This window comes from Citrobacter sp. CK195 (assembly GCF_030333365.1).
In the GTDB taxonomy this organism is placed as follows: domain Bacteria; phylum Pseudomonadota; class Gammaproteobacteria; order Enterobacterales; family Enterobacteriaceae; genus Citrobacter_B; species Citrobacter_B koseri.
The window spans coordinates 307,167-321,896 of sequence record NZ_JAOWGB010000022.1; the positions used below are offsets into that span (position 1 = coordinate 307,167).

Consider the following 14,730-nt stretch of genomic DNA (forward strand, 5'->3'; position numbering starts at 1 on the left):
ATGCACCTGCTCCCTGAACAGGCCACTCGCCATGCGGTTTCCATTCCCGAGCTGCTCGTCAGCCGTGATGAGAGACAAGCGCGGCAACACGCCTGGCTGACGCGCCATCTCACTCCACTGGTCTCCTTTACCGTGGTGGCGCCTGGCCCGATTAAAGACAGCGAGCTTACTCGCCGAATCTTCAATCACGGCGTAACCGCCCTGCTCGCCGTGGCGAAAAAAGCAGGCTGGTCTGTCAGGGAGCAGGCTGCACTGGCCTCAGCCAGTGGGCCGGAAGGGTTCCTCGCCATTGAGGCGCCGGCCCGCGATCTCAAGCTCGCCACGATCGAGCTTGAGCATCAGCATCCGCTGGGACGTTTATGGGATATCGATGTGCTGACGCCGGAAGGCGACATTCTGTCCCGCCGTCATTTTTCGCTTCCTGCCCGCCGCTGCCTGTTGTGCGAGCAAAGCGCCGCTGAATGCGCCCGGGGGAAAACCCACGCGCTTTCCGACTTACTTATTCGCATGGAGGCGCTGCTGCATGATGCCGATTCCAGCCACATCAACTGATTCCGCCGCCATTCCTCAGACGCTGCTTGACGCGTACGCCCTGCTGGCGTGGCGCGCCATGCTGACTGAGGTCAATTTATCTCCCAAGCCGGGTCTGGTCGATCGCATTAACTGCGGCGCGCACAAAGACATGGCGCTGGAAGATTTCCATCGCAGCGCGCTGGCCATTCAGGGCTGGCTGCCGCGTTTTATCGAATATGGCGCGAGTTGCGCGCAGCTGCCGTCAGACGATGTACTGAAAGGGCTACGTCCATTAGGTATGGCCTGCGAAGCCGACATGTTTCGCGCCACTGCCGGCGTTAACACGCATAAAGGCAGCATATTTTCCCTGGGACTGCTGTGCGCCGCCATCGGACGCCTGCACCAGCAGCATTCCCCGATCACACCTGCAAACATCTGCTCGACCGCCGCAACATTTTGCCGGGGTCTGACCGAGCGTGAACTGCGACAGAACAATCAACAACTCACCGCAGGTCAACGCTTGTACCAACAGCTGGGGTTAACTGGCGCGCGCGGCGAAGCCGAAGCGGGTTACCCGTTAGTGATCCGCCATGCTTTACCACACTACCGCGCATTGCTGGCGCAGGGGCGCGACCCCGAGCTGGCGCTGCTCGACACCCTGCTGCTGCTGATCTCAATGAACGGCGACACCAACGTCGCATCACGCGGCGGCGCGGAAGGCCTGCGCTGGATACAACAGCAGGCGACAACATTATTACGGCAAGGAGGCATTCGTTCTCCTGCCGATCTTGAACATCTCCACCGGTTCGATCAGCAGTGCATTGCACGCAACCTCAGCCCTGGCGGCAGCGCCGACTTACTGATCGTCACCTGGTTTTTAGCACAAATTTCGCAAGTTAATCATTTACATAATTATTGAAAGATCCTTTTCGGAGAATCACTTATGTCTTTATCTAAAGATAATATATGGAAGTTATTGGCCCCATTAGTCGTTATGGGCATCATGTTTTTGATCCCCGTCCCGGACGGCATGCCCCCTCAGGCATGGCACTACTTCGCCGTTTTCGTGGCGATGATCGTCGGGATGATACTGGAGCCGATTCCGGCCACCGCGATCAGTTTTATCGCGGTGACCATTTGCGTTATCGGCAGCAACTATCTGTTATTTGATGCCTCAGAGCTGGCCGACCCGGCCTTTAACGCGGGCAAGCAGGCGCTGAAATGGGGTCTGGCGGGCTTCTCCAGCACCACCGTCTGGCTGGTGTTCGGCGCATTCATTTTCGCGCTGGGCTATGAAGTCACCGGTCTGGGCCGCCGTATTGCGCTCTTCCTGGTGAAATTCATGGGTAAACGTACCCTGACGCTGGGTTATGCCATTGTCATCATCGATATTCTGCTGGCGCCGTTTACGCCGTCCAACACCGCGCGTACCGGCGGTACGGTATTCCCGGTAATCAAGAACCTGCCGCCGCTGTTTAAGTCGTTTCCAAACGATCCTTCCGCGCGCCGCATTGGCGGTTATTTGATGTGGATGATGGTCATCAGTACCAGCCTCAGTTCTTCCATGTTCGTGACCGGCGCGGCGCCTAACGTTCTGGGTCTGGAATTCGTCAGCAAAATTGCCGGTATTCAGATCAGCTGGTTGCAGTGGTTCCTGGGCTTCTTACCGGTAGGGATCATTCTGCTGATCGTCGCACCGTGGCTCTCTTACGTACTCTACAAACCCGAAGTGACCCACAGCGCCGAAGTTGCGGCATGGGCTGGTGAAGAGTTAAAAACGATGGGTACGCTGACCCGCAAAGAGATGACGCTGATCGGTCTGGTGTTGCTCAGCCTCGGACTGTGGGTATTTGGCGGTGAAGTGATTGATGCCACCGCTGTCGGCCTGCTGGCGGTATCCCTGATGCTGGCGCTGCACGTTGTGCCGTGGAAAGACATCACGCGTTATAACAGTGCGTGGAACACCCTTGTTAACCTCGCGACGCTGGTTGTCATGGCCAACGGTTTAACCCGTTCGGGCTTTATCGACTGGTTTGCTACCACAATGAGCGCTCATCTGGAAGGCTTCTCACCTAACGCAACGGTGATTGTGCTGGTACTGGTGTTCTACTTTGCTCACTACCTGTTCGCCAGCCTGTCCGCACATACTGCAACCATGCTGCCGGTCATTCTGGCGATAGGTAAAGGTATTCCAGGCGTTCCGATGGAGCAACTTTGTATTCTGCTGGTGCTGTCCATCGGTATCATGGGTTGCCTGACGCCGTATGCAACAGGGCCGGGGGTCATCATCTACGGCTGCGGCTATGTAAAATCCAAAGATTACTGGCGTCTTGGCGCGATCTTTGGGGTCATCTACATCACCATGCTGCTGGTGGTTGGTTGGCCGATTCTGGCGCTGTGGAACTAAACATCGGCACATAATGCCGGATGACGGCTAACGCGTTATCCCTCTCATGCCAGTCAGATAAACCTGACTGGCTTTTTTTATGGTTAAATAGGTGATATTCAATATTTGTATGAGTTTCAGCATCCATCATGAAATCAACATGGCGTTATGGTTCTCTCCTGGCGGTATTCCTGCTTCCCCTCTTCAACGTTAACGCTGAGCCACTTCAGGCAAAACAGTACGCTGATTTTGACCGCTATGTGCTGGCGCTCTCCTGGCAAACCGGTTTTTGTCAAAGTCAGCATGAGCGCGATCATCGGGAACCCGAAGAGTGCCGTCAGCAGAAAGAGATTCCCAACAAAGCTGATTTTCTGACTGTCCACGGTCTGTGGCCAGGTCTGCCGGGATCGGTTGCCGCGCGTGGCGTGGACGAGCGCCGCTGGATGCGGTTTGGCTGCGCGACTCGTCCGATCCCCAATCTGCCGGAAGCGCGCGCCAGCCGTAAATGCGCCGCGCCTGAAACCGGCCTTTCACTGGAGAGCGCGGCAAAACTCAGCGCGGTCATGCCCGGAGCCGGTGGAAAATCCTGCCTGGAACGTTATGAATACGCCAAGCACGGTGCCTGCTTTGGATTTGATCCAGACGTTTATTTCGGCACAATGGTACGGCTGAACCATGAGATAAAACACAGCGCGCTGGGCGATTTTCTGGCCGCAAATTACGGGAAAAGGGTCAGCCGCGCCGCGTTTGACGCCGCCGTCGCCCAAAGCTGGGGGAAAGAAAACGTGAAGGCGGTGAAACTGAGTTGCCACGGGAACCCGGCTTATCTGACAGAAATACAGTTCTCGCTCAACGCCGCCAGGATTAACGATCCGCTTTCCGCTTCCTCGTTTATATCGCAACCCCATCCGGGCAATTGCGGGAAGCGGTTTGTGATTGACAAAGCGGGTTACTGAGGCGGTATACAAACTTGAGAACCATCACGGCTTGCGACTAAAATTTACGCAAAGACAACCGTATTGAGGATTTCCCCGAATGTGAGCTAAATCACTTCAAAGAAGGGGGAAGTCTCAGTATTATCATGAAAGCTAAACCCTCGCCGCCTGACGGTGAGGGTTTTCTTTTGGGATTATTTACCTGCGGCACTCGCAGCATCGACGACATGGAGTAACAAATGTCCAGACCAACTATTATCATCAACGACCTCGACGCCGAACGCATCGACCGCCTGTTGGAGCAGCCTGCGTTTGCTGGTTTACCCATTGCTGACGCATTAAATGCGGAGCTGGATCGCGCCCAGATGTGCTCGCCGGAAGCCATGCCGCACGACGTCGTCACCATGAACAGTCGGGTGAAATTCCGCAATCTCAGCGATGGCGAGATTCGCGTGCGCACGCTGGTGTATCCGGCGAATATGACCGACAGCAATACGCAGCTTTCCGTAATGGCGCCGGTGGGCGCGGCATTGCTGGGCCTGCGCGTCGGCGATACCATTCACTGGGACCTGCCTGGCGGGGCGTCCACTCACCTTGAAGTGCTGGAACTTGAATATCAGCCTGAAGCAGCGGGCGACTACCTGCGCTAAACCATCTGGATAAGCGTTCACCCGTTTACACAGAGGATGCTCCCTGCATCCTCTTTCCGAAAATCACCCATTCCTCCTGGTTCACCCCCATTCCCCGTCATCCAGAATTAATCCGTTTCATTGCCGCGAGTACGGTCATGAATGAGGCTCTTTTCATCACGCTGGCATTTCTTATTATGATGGCGATTATCGTCGTGGCCGTGCTTTACCTTGAGCGACGCTGGTAGCTTCTGGTCATAAGCATCAATCAGTCGTAAAGAAACGTTGTGATATGAAAAGTGCCGGGCAGATACCAGAAAGAAATATTATTATATGTTTGAATGAATTCAGTATTAGTTAACAGGGAGAAACGGGTATGTATAAGACAATCATTATGCCGGTTGATGTTTTCGAAATGGAACTTAGCGACAAGGCCGTGCGCCACGCAGAGTTTCTGGCGCAACAGGATGGCGTCATTCATCTGTTGCATGTTCTTCCGGGCTCCGCCAGCCTGAGTCTGCACCGCTTTGCCGCCGACGTTCGTCGTTTTGAGGAGCATTTGCAGCACGAAGCGGAGACTCGCCTGCAAACGATGGTGAGTCATTTCAGTATCGACCCTTCCCGGATTAAGCAGCACGTCCGCTTTGGTAACGTGCGGGATGTGGTGAACGAACTGGGCGAAGAGCTGAATGCGGACGTCGTGGTCATTGGCTCCCGCAATCCGTCTATCACCACGCATTTGCTGGGTTCTAACGCCTCCAGCGTTGTCCGCCATGCTACGTTGCCGGTGCTGGTTGTGCGGTAAATCGCAAGGCTGTTGCGTAAAAAAAGAGGCTGCCATTGGCAGCCTCTTGCATTGCAGGTGTAGTCTTACTTTCTTTTTATGCCGTCTTACTGCGGATCAGATAATCAAATGCGCTCAGAGAGGCTTTCGCGCCTTCGCCCGTCGCGATGATGATCTGTTTGTAAGGAACCGTGGTGCAGTCGCCTGCGGCGAATACGCCCTTCACGCTGGTTTCGCACCGGCCATCAATGATGATTTCGCCCATACGGTTACGCTCAATCGCGCCTTCCAGCCAGTTGGTGTTTGGCAGCAAGCCAATCTGTACGAAGATCCCAGACAGCGCAACGTTGTGGATGTCGCCGCTTACGCGATCGCGATATTCCAGCCCCGTCACTTTACTGCCGTCGCCTTTCACTTCCGTTGTCTGCGCGTTCAGAATAATGTCGACGTTTTTCAGGCTACGCACTTTATCTTGCAGAACCTGGTCGGCTTTCATTTCTGGCGCAAATTCCAGCAGCGTAACGTGCTCAACGATCCCCGCGAGGTCAATCGCCGCTTCCACGCCGGAGTTCCCTCCGCCGATTACCGCAACGCGTTTGCCTTTAAACAGCGGGCCGTCGCAGTGCGGGCAATAGGTTACGCCTTTCGTGCGGTACTGATCTTCGCCCGGCACGTTCATGTTGCGCCATTTGGCACCGGTGGCAATGATAATGCTGCGGGCTTTCAGCACCGCGCCGGAAGCGGTCTCAATCTGATGCAGGCCCCCTTCCGTTGCCGCCGGAAGCAGTTTGCTCGCGCTCTGGCTGTCGATCACGTCAACATCGTAATCATCAACGTGCGCTTTCAGCGCGCCAGCCAGCTTCTGCCCTTCCGTTTTTGGCACGGAAATATAGTTCTCGATATCAACGGTATCCAGCACCTGACCGCCAAAACGCTCGCCCATCAGACCGGTACGAATGCCTTTACGTGCGGAGTAAACTGCCGCTGCCGCCCCCGCCGGGCCGGAACCGACAATCAGTACGTCGTAAGCGTCACGCTTATTCAGCTCTTCCGCCGCCCGTTTTTCTGCGCCGGTATCCACTTTGGCGACGATTTCCGTCAGCGTCATACGTCCCTGACCGAATTCGTTACCGTTCAGGTACACAGCCGGAACGCCCATCACATTACGATCGGTGATTTCATTCTGGAATGTGCCGCCGTCAATCGCGGTATGTTTGATACGCGGGTTCAGCACCGCCATCAGGTTCAGCGCCTGTACGACGTCAGGGCAGTTGTGGCAGGAGAGCGAGTAATAAGTTTCAAACTCGAAATCGCCGTCGATATCGCGGATCTGCTCCAGCAGAGACTGCGCCTCTTTCGACGGATGGCCGCCAGTCCACAACAGCGCCAGCACCAGCGAGGTAAATTCATGCCCCAGCGGAGACCCCGCAAAGCGCGGCCCCTGGTCAGAACCCGGGTTTGCTATCAAGAAAGAAGGCTTGCGCACCGGCAGGCTGTTATCTTCTTTAAATGTGACTTTCTCTGACAGTTCAGCGATTTCAGCCAGCAATTCCTTGATTTCTGCCGATTTAGCGCTGTCGTCCAGCGTGGCAATCAGCTCAACAGGCCTGGTCAGTTTCTCAAGATACGCTTTGAGCTGAGTTTTCATGTTAGTGTCGAGCATTATTCTTCCCTCTCTAAAAACATCATCATGCAAGTTGCCTTATACCGGCAGCCTGAATGCGACTTGCATGATGGTGCTGGAAAAAACGGGTGCGACGCACCCGCTTAAGGATTAATTCGCCAGTATTTCGCGTTACAGGAAGGCGGCAAGCTTATGAATCCCCGGGAGCTTACATCAGTAAGTGACCGGGGTGAGAAAGCGCAGCCAACGCACCTGTAGCGCGAAAGGCGCAGCGAATTTTAGATTTTGCCGACCAGGTCCAGGGATGGAGCCAGAGTCGCTTCGCCTTCTTTCCATTTAGCCGGGCAAACTTCGCCTGGGTGAGCAGCAACATACTGAGCCGCTTTGATTTTACGCAGCAGGTCAGATGCGTCACGGCCGATACCTTCAGCGGTAACTTCGATAGCCTGGATGATACCCTGCGGGTCAACAACGAAAGTCGCACGGTCAGCCAGACCTTCGTCTTCACGCATGTTGTCGAAGTTACGGGTCAGGGCGCCAGTCGGGTCACCGATCATCGCATATTTGATTTTTGCGATGGTTTCAGAGCTGCTGTGCCATGCTTTGTGAGTAAAGTGGGTGTCGGTAGAAACAGAGTAAACGTCTACGCCCAGTTTCTGCAATTCATCGTAATGATCTGCAACGTCGCCCAGTTCGGTCGGGCATACGAAAGTGAAGTCAGCCGGGTAGAAGAAGAAGACGCTCCAGCGGCCTTCGGTATCTTTCTCGGTTACTTCGATGAATTCACCGTTTTTGAACGCCTGGTTTTTGAAAGGTTTAATTTTGGTATTAATCAAGGACATCTATACTTCCTCCGTGTTTTCGTTGAGATGTAAAGTAACCAACTTTCCGTGATTGGGCTAATGCGTTTGCATTATCAAATCAATCAGCGATACCTAACAACTCACACAAGACAACGTTGTGAACGTTTAGCGACAAAAAGTAAAAAGGCCCCCTTTACAGGCGGCCCCATTACCTGAACTACCCGTAGGTAACTTCAGCGCCAGTGAAACTGGCTATGTGTTGCGCTCTACATTACCTTAACAAAGGCTGTAACAGCGAAAGGATTACATCACCCTACCAAAGAAAGGGCAATCTTCCGACGGCAGACCTTACCTATGACTGTGATAGGTTTTGCCGTCAATGTTCCTTTTGCACTGATTTTTAAGGAAATATAATGATAAAACGAACATTGCTGCTGACGTTGCTCCCGCTCATCGCCTTTGCTGAAGAACTGCCTGCCCCGGTTAAAGCGATAGAAAAACAGGGAATTACGATCCTGAAGTCTTTTGACGCCCCCGGCGGAATGAAAGGCTATCTGGGCAAATATCAGGATATGGGCGTGACCATCTACCTCACGCCTGACGGGAAACACGCGATTTCCGGCTACATGTACGACGAAAAAGGCGCAAACCTCAGTAATGCACTGATAGAAAAAGAGATCTACGCCCCGGTCGGCAGAGAAATGTGGCAGCGGATGGAAAAAGCGTCGTGGATTCTGGACGGCAAAAAAGAGGCGCCGGTGATTCTTTATGTCTTTGCGGACCCTTTCTGCCCTTACTGCAAACAGTTCTGGCAGCAGGCGCGCCCCTGGGTCGAATCCGGCAAAGTACAACTGCGGACGCTACTGGTGGGCGTGATCAAACCCGAAAGCCCGGCAACGGCTGCCGCTATCTTATCCACCCGCGATCCGGCAAAAACCTGGCATGACTATGAAGCGTCAGGCGGTAAACTCAATCTGGCGATCCCTTCACCGCTGCCAGAAGATAAGATGAAAATGCTGAATATTCATCAGAAACTCATGGACGATCTGGGGGCGAATGCAACGCCAGCCATTTACTATATGAATAAAGAAAATATGTTACAGCAGGTCGTCGGGTTACCGGAAAAAGCGCAGCTGGACATTATGATGGGTGAACATTAAACCTAAATTAAAGGGGGGAGATTGTCATTGTTTTTCTGTCAATCTCCTTTTCCATTATAAATCGCTCGCAAAGATATTCTGAGCTATGCTATTTTAGTATTATTGAAAGAGAATTTAAGCTTAGCAAACATCACTATTGTAAAGCATTGGATGTGTTGCATAACTATAACAAATATAGTTATGACAATAGTCACAAAACAGGAAGAAAAAAAACATGGCTAATCTCTACGATCTCAAAAAATTCGATCTTAACTTACTGATTATTTTTGAGTGTATCTACCAGAATTTAAGCATTAGTAAAGCGGCGGAAACGCTGTACATCACCCCGTCTGCCGTGAGTCAATCTCTGCAACGATTACGAACTCAATTCAACGATCCTTTATTTATTCGTTCAGGAAAAGGCATCACGCCAACCGTCACCGGTATAAATCTGCATCATCATCTTGAGGAAAACCTCAATAGCCTGGAACAAACAATTAATATTATGCATAGTTCCAGCCTTAAGAAAAAATTTATCATTTACAGCCCTCAGCTACTTACTGCAATGAACGTAATAAAGCTGATTAATTTTATTATGGAAGATTCTTCCGTTGAAATTGAGCATCATGATATCCTGATGTCTGCGGAATCAGCAGAAGACCTGCTGGCATACCGCAAGGCGGACATGGTGATCACCACCACGCCGCTGAACAACCATTCGGTTGTCTGTACGCCTTTTAAAACAATCAAAAGCGTACTGGTGTGTCGTGCCGATCACCCCAGAATCAGTGACGCCAGTACATTAGCGCAAGTACTCGAAGAACCGTTTACCTCATACCAGGGAGAGGAGCCAGGCGTTAAAGAATACCAGTCGCTGGTCAACTCCCTTCTTGCCAGCCGGAAAATTGGGTTTCGCAGTGACTCAATGGTTGCAATCATTAATACTATTGCTGAAACCAACATAATTGGCATCGTTCCTGAAGTCATATATGACTTCTTTCACTCCACCCTTAAACTGCAACGGGTTAATATTGATCAGGATTTACCTTCAGTTCAGTTATACCTGGTATATAATCGAACGTCACTGAATAATAAAGGTTTTACGAGTATCATTAACAAAATGACGGAAAATAGCTGAAACGAAAACATCCGGGGCCATCGCCGACACAAGCATTCAAAATTAAAATAATTAATATAAAATTAATTTAAGTTTTGGATGCTTTTTTAAACCTTGCACATTCTGTTGATTATATCATATAATATATATAATTATTTTTCTGTATTCTACACATAGCCATTTTCCGTTCAGGTATGAACTCATTATGTCTGTTTATAAAATCCCACTTGACCAAAATGTTTTGGAAGCTGCGGAAGAGCGCATTACATGGACACTCACCACCTTACCGCGTATTTGCGTGTCATTTTCCGGGGGGAAAGACTCAGGGTTGATGCTGCACCTTACCGCCGGAATCGCGCGTAAGTTAAAGAAGAAGATCTGCGTATTATTTATTGACTGGGAAGTGCAATTCTCCTGCACAATTGACTATGTTCAGTCATTACACGAACAATATTCCGATGTCATTGAACATTTTTACTGGGTTGCCCTGCCGCTCACCACACAAAATTCGCTGTCGCAATACCAACCCGAATGGCAATGCTGGGACCCGAATGCTGAATGGGTGCGTCAACCGCCTGCCGACGCCATTACCGATCCGGCTTACTTTCCTTTTTATCAGCCAGGCATGACCTTCGAACAATTTGTTCGCGACTTTGCCGAGTGGTTTTCAGAAAAGCGTCCTGCGGCGATGCTGATCGGCATCCGCGCTGACGAATCTTACAATCGGTTTGTCGCTATCGCCTCCCTGAGCAAACAGCGTTTTGCGGACGACAAACCCTGGACGACCGCCGCTCAGGGCGGGCACACCTGGTATATTTACCCGATGTATGACTGGAAAACGGCAGACATCTGGACATGGTTCGCAAAAACGAAGCAGCCTTGCAACCCGCTTTATAACCTAATGTACCAGGCCAACGTGCCGCTCCGGTATATGCGCATCTGCGAACCTTTCGGCCCGGAGCAACGTCAGGGATTGTGGCTCTATCATGTCATTGAACCCGAACGCTGGGCAGCAATGTGCGCCAGGGTAAGCGGCGTGCGCAGCGGAGGGATATATGCAGGCCAGGATAACCATTTTTACGGCCATCGAAAAATACTGAAACCCGAGCACCATAGCTGGCAAAGCTACGCCATGCTGCTGTTGGACAGCATGCCGGAACAGAGCGCCGAGCATTACCGCAACAAAATCGCGGTCTACCTGCAATGGTATAAAAAGAAAGGAATGGAGAACATTCCACAAACGCAGGAAGGCGATATCGGCTCCAAAGATATCCCCTCATGGCGACGTATCTGCAAGGTGCTATTGAACAATGATTACTGGTGTCGGGCGCTCTCATTCAGCCCGACAAAGCCTAAACACTACCAGCGCTACAATGAACGCATGAAAGCAAAGCGCAAAGAATGGGGGATTTTATGCAACAGCGACTCACCCAACAAATAACCGACTTTCTCTCCACGCTGAACGAAGAAGAGAGAATTGCGGCAATCAACGAATTCAGGATGGCGATCCACCGCGTCAGCCCCTTTCGCGATCAGCCGGTAGACTGCGTGCAATGGGTAAAAAACGAACAAATCGAGCCTAATGATTACAACCCAAACAATGTGGCGCCCCCGGAGAAAAGGCTCCTGCTAAAGTCTATTGAGGTAGATGGCTTCACGCAGCCTATTGTCGTTGCAGAAACGGCGGCAGAAAAATATGAAATCGTGGATGGCTTTCACCGTCACGAACTCGGTAAAGGGAAATCCACATTACGCTCAAAGTTAAAAGGCTATCTTCCCGTCACCTGTCTGGAACGCAATCGCCATGAACGAATTGCGGCAACCATTCGTCACAACCGCGCCCGTGGTCGTCATCAGATTCACGCGATGTCGGAAATTGTGCGAGAACTCTCCCTGTTGGGCTGGGACGAGACGCGAATCGGAAAAGAGCTGGGCATGGATAAAGATGAAGTCCTGCGTCTGAAACAAATCAACGGCCTACAGGAACTCTTTGCCGACCGTCGATTCTCCAAAGCCTGGACCGTAAAGTAATTACAATTTACACAGGCGTTCTGCGGCCGCCAGCAGCGTGGATTCCTGCTTGGCAAAACATAATCGGATGAGTTTATGTGGGAAAGGATCGGCGCAAAATACCGACAGCGGAATCGCCGCAACGCCGATTTCCCGGGTCAGCCACTGGCAGAAATCCACGTCATTGAGGTCTGATACCGCACTGTAATCCACCAGCAGAAAATAGGTGCCTTCGCAGGGCAGGATTTCCAGACGACTGTCACGCAGGGCATTAACCAGAACGTCACGCTTCTTCCGGTAAAATGCGGGTAAATCGCGGTAATGTTCCGGTTCAGCACGCAGCATATCGGCCAGCGCCAGTTGCGCCGGTGTGTTGACGCAGAACGTCAGATACTGATGCACTTTACGCAATTCCGCGCTGATCGCCGCTGGCGCTACGCAGTACCCCACCTTCCAGCCGGTCATATGAAAGGTTTTACCGAATGACGAGACCGCGACAGCACGCTCACGTAGCTGCGGATGCGCCAGTACGCTGGCATGGCCTTCTGGCGCAAAGCAGATATGCTCATACACTTCATCGCTTAATACATAGATTTCGCGATCGCCAATCGCCTGCCACAGCGCTTCAAAGTCGGCTTTGCGCCAGACGGTCGCGCTCGGGTTATGCGGCGTATTGAGGATCACCAGCCGGGTACGTTCGCTCAGTAACGCAGCAAATGCCTGCCAGTCAACGCGAAACTGCGGCGGCTGAAGCGCCAGACGTTTCAGCACGCCGCCGGACAGTTCAACGGCTGGCGCGTAGCTGTCATAGCTGGGATCGAAGCAGATCACCTCATCTCCCGCACGAACCAACGCGGTGATAGCGGCATACAACGCTTCCGTTGCCCCCGCCGTTACCGTCACCTCGCTCCCGGCATCAGCCTTATAGCCGTATAACGCCGCCGTTTTTTCCGCAATGGCTTCGCGTAATGCAGGCACGCCGGTCATTGGCGCATATTGATTCGCCCCTTGTGCAACATGCCAGGCCAGACGTTCCTGTAGATAGCGCGGGCCATCGAAATCAGGAAATCCCTGAGACAGGTTAATCGCCTGATGCTCCTGCGCCAGGGCGCTCATTTGTGTAAAGATTGTGGTGCCTAAATTAGGCAGTTTGCTTTGCGGAATCAGTGGGTTATTACTCATAGTTATCATACCCGAGGGTGATGTCGATGTTGAAACCACTATAACACGATGTTAGCATTTGGCAATCAAGACGCTTAGACGTCTAAATAAAAACAACTCCCGGACAGCGCAGCCACAAGGACAACACACCATGAGCAACACTGACATCCGCGTCGTTACCGGCCCGGCTAACTACTTTTCCCATACCGGCAGCCTCTCCCGACTGAAGGATTTTTTCAGCGCCGGGCAACTCTCCGCCGCAGTATGGGTGTATGGCGAACGTGCGATTGCCGCCGCCCGCCCTTACCTGCCGGATGCGTTTGATCTTCCGGGAGCCAGGCACCTGCCGTTTACCGGCCATTGCAGCGAAAGCGATGTGAAACAACTGGCCGCGAAAGCAGGCGACGACCGCCGCGTAGTGATCGGTATCGGCGGCGGCACGCTGCTTGATACCGCCAAAGCCCTTGCCCGTCGGCTACAACTCCCCTTCGTGGCGATCCCGACTATCGCGGCCACCTGCGCGGCCTGGACACCGCTGTCGGTCTGGTACAACGATGCTGGTCAGGCACTGCACTTTGAAATTTTTGACGACGCCAATTATCTGGTACTGGTAGAGCCGGAAATCATTCTCCGCGCGCCAGAGGCCTATCTGCTGGCCGGCATCGGCGACACGCTGGCAAAATGGTACGAAGCCGTTGTATTAGCGCCACAGCCAGAAACCTTACCGCTTACCGTGCGTCTGGGCATTAACGGCGCGCTGGCGATCCGTGATGTGCTACTGGAAAGCAGCGAACAGGCGCTGGCGGACAAAGAGCGTGGAGAACTCACCCAGGCATTTCGCGATGTGGTGGATGCGATTATTGCCGGGGGCGGCATGGTCGGCGGTCTTGGCGAGCGTTATACCCGTGTGGCGGCGGCACACGCCGTCCATAATGGGCTCACCGTATTGCCGCAAACCGAGAAGTTTCTGCACGGCACCAAAGTGGCCTATGGCATTCTGGTGCAAAGCGCATTGCTGGGTCAGGATGAGGTACTGGCGCAGCTTATCGCTGCTTATCAGCGCTTTAGTCTGCCCACCACGCTGGCGGCGCTGGATGTCGACATCCAGAACCAGGCGGAGATTGATAACGTGATTGCCCACACCCTGCGCCCGGTTGAATCCATCCACTTTCTGCCGGTGACGTTAACGCCAGCCACATTACGCGCCGCGTTTGAAAAGGTAGAGTCGTTTACGGTTTAGCGGCGGCTTGCCGGATGGCGGCTGCGCCTTATCCGGCCTACAAAATACCCCGCAGGCCCGGTAAGCATAGCGCCATCGGGCAACACAAAACTCAGCGTAGGCCCGGTAAGCGTAGCGCCATCGGGCAAAACAAAACATCAGCGTAGGCCCGGTAAGCGTAGCGCCACCGGGCAACACAAAACATCAGCAGCAACGTGCGCCGCCTTTCCCGCCATAACGCGCATCCTGCCGCTCACGAAAAAATTCTTCGTAAGTCATTGGCGTCTGATCCGGGTGCGTCACGCGCATATGCTCAACGTAGTTGTCATAGTCCGGCACGCCAATCATCAGTTTTGCCGCCTGACCCAGATATTTCCCGGCCTTAGAAAGCGTATCAAACATCGTTACCA

The 14,730-nt window shown here is 52.8% G+C and carries 16 protein-coding genes; 12 read left to right on the forward strand and 4 right to left on the reverse strand.

Features of this window, described 5'->3' with window-relative positions; genetic code table 11:
* The 7 genes from citX to uspG all read left to right on the forward strand — a co-directional run bounded on the left by citX (position 1) and on the right by uspG (position 5,268).
* Complete coding sequence (gene citX, locus OGX93_RS06410; RefSeq protein ID WP_012133373.1) at positions 1-552, forward strand: citrate lyase holo-[acyl-carrier protein] synthase; 552 nt, start codon at positions 1-3, stop codon at positions 550-552.
* Positions 524-1,432 (forward strand): triphosphoribosyl-dephospho-CoA synthase CitG, encoded by a 909-nt coding sequence (gene citG / locus OGX93_RS06415; protein WP_049007971.1) that lies wholly within the window; start codon positions 524-526, stop codon positions 1,430-1,432. Before citX ends, citG begins: the two co-directional genes overlap by 29 nt.
* A gap of 24 nt (positions 1,433-1,456) precedes the next feature.
* Positions 1,457-2,920 (forward strand): citrate/succinate antiporter CitT, encoded by a 1,464-nt coding sequence (gene citT / locus OGX93_RS06420; protein ID WP_012133375.1) that lies wholly within the window; start codon positions 1,457-1,459, stop codon positions 2,918-2,920.
* Positions 2,921-3,048: 128 nt separating this feature from the next.
* Positions 3,049-3,855 (forward strand): ribonuclease I, encoded by an 807-nt coding sequence (gene rna / locus OGX93_RS06425; protein WP_012133376.1) that lies wholly within the window; start codon positions 3,049-3,051, stop codon positions 3,853-3,855.
* A 218-nt stretch (positions 3,856-4,073) separates the two neighbouring features.
* A complete protein-coding gene (gene rnk / locus OGX93_RS06430) occupies positions 4,074-4,484 on the forward strand; it encodes a nucleoside diphosphate kinase regulator (protein ID WP_012133377.1) in 411 nt (136 codons plus the stop codon).
* Positions 4,485-4,621: 137 nt separating this feature from the next.
* Positions 4,622-4,711: a small membrane protein YldA gene (gene yldA, locus OGX93_RS06435; protein ID WP_272917174.1), complete on the forward strand. Its 90-nt coding sequence runs from the start codon at positions 4,622-4,624 to the stop codon at positions 4,709-4,711.
* A gap of 128 nt (positions 4,712-4,839) precedes the next feature.
* Entirely contained in the window at positions 4,840-5,268 is a 429-nt protein-coding gene (gene uspG / locus OGX93_RS06440; protein WP_024130553.1) for a universal stress protein UspG, read from the forward strand.
* A 76-nt stretch (positions 5,269-5,344) separates the two neighbouring features.
* Here the strand turns inward: uspG and ahpF are convergent, their stop codons facing one another.
* Positions 5,345-6,910 carry an alkyl hydroperoxide reductase subunit F gene (gene ahpF / locus OGX93_RS06445; RefSeq protein ID WP_012133379.1) on the reverse strand — a complete coding sequence of 522 codons (1,566 nt, stop codon included), beginning with the start codon at positions 6,908-6,910 and terminating at the stop codon, positions 5,345-5,347.
* 239 nt (positions 6,911-7,149) lie between these two features.
* Entirely contained in the window at positions 7,150-7,713 is a 564-nt protein-coding gene (gene ahpC / locus OGX93_RS06450; protein WP_012133381.1) for an alkyl hydroperoxide reductase subunit C, read from the reverse strand.
* A 374-nt stretch (positions 7,714-8,087) separates the two neighbouring features.
* Here ahpC and dsbG point away from each other — a divergent pair, with 374 nt between their 5' ends.
* From dsbG to OGX93_RS06470, 4 genes are all read left to right on the forward strand, one after another.
* On the forward strand, positions 8,088-8,834 hold the full coding sequence (dsbG, locus tag OGX93_RS06455; protein WP_104868933.1) for a thiol:disulfide interchange protein DsbG: 747 nt from the start codon (positions 8,088-8,090) through the stop codon (positions 8,832-8,834).
* A 214-nt stretch (positions 8,835-9,048) separates the two neighbouring features.
* Entirely contained in the window at positions 9,049-9,951 is a 903-nt protein-coding gene (citR, locus tag OGX93_RS06460; RefSeq protein ID WP_024130554.1) for a DNA-binding transcriptional repressor CitR, read from the forward strand.
* Positions 9,952-10,135: 184 nt separating this feature from the next.
* Positions 10,136-11,371, forward strand: coding sequence for a phosphoadenosine phosphosulfate reductase (locus OGX93_RS06465; RefSeq protein WP_104868934.1), 1,236 nt, complete (start codon positions 10,136-10,138; stop codon positions 11,369-11,371).
* Positions 11,344-11,961, forward strand: coding sequence for an IbrB-like domain-containing protein (locus tag OGX93_RS06470; protein WP_012133386.1), 618 nt, complete (start codon positions 11,344-11,346; stop codon positions 11,959-11,961). The genes OGX93_RS06465 and OGX93_RS06470 overlap by 28 nt, the downstream gene beginning before the upstream one ends.
* Here the strand turns inward: OGX93_RS06470 and OGX93_RS06475 are convergent, their stop codons facing one another.
* Positions 11,962-13,122, reverse strand: a complete 1,161-nt coding sequence (locus OGX93_RS06475; protein WP_024130556.1) for a pyridoxal phosphate-dependent aminotransferase — start codon at positions 13,120-13,122, stop codon at positions 11,962-11,964.
* 130 nt (positions 13,123-13,252) lie between these two features.
* Between OGX93_RS06475 and OGX93_RS06480 the strand changes: the two genes are divergently transcribed.
* Positions 13,253-14,341, forward strand: a complete 1,089-nt coding sequence (locus OGX93_RS06480) for an oxidoreductase (protein ID WP_047458216.1) — start codon at positions 13,253-13,255, stop codon at positions 14,339-14,341.
* A gap of 183 nt (positions 14,342-14,524) precedes the next feature.
* On the opposite strand, the gene OGX93_RS06485 is transcribed toward OGX93_RS06480, so the two are convergent.
* Positions 14,525-14,722 (reverse strand): YbdD/YjiX family protein, encoded by a 198-nt coding sequence (locus tag OGX93_RS06485; protein ID WP_012133390.1) that lies wholly within the window; start codon positions 14,720-14,722, stop codon positions 14,525-14,527.
* Positions 14,723-14,730 lie beyond the last annotated feature (8 nt).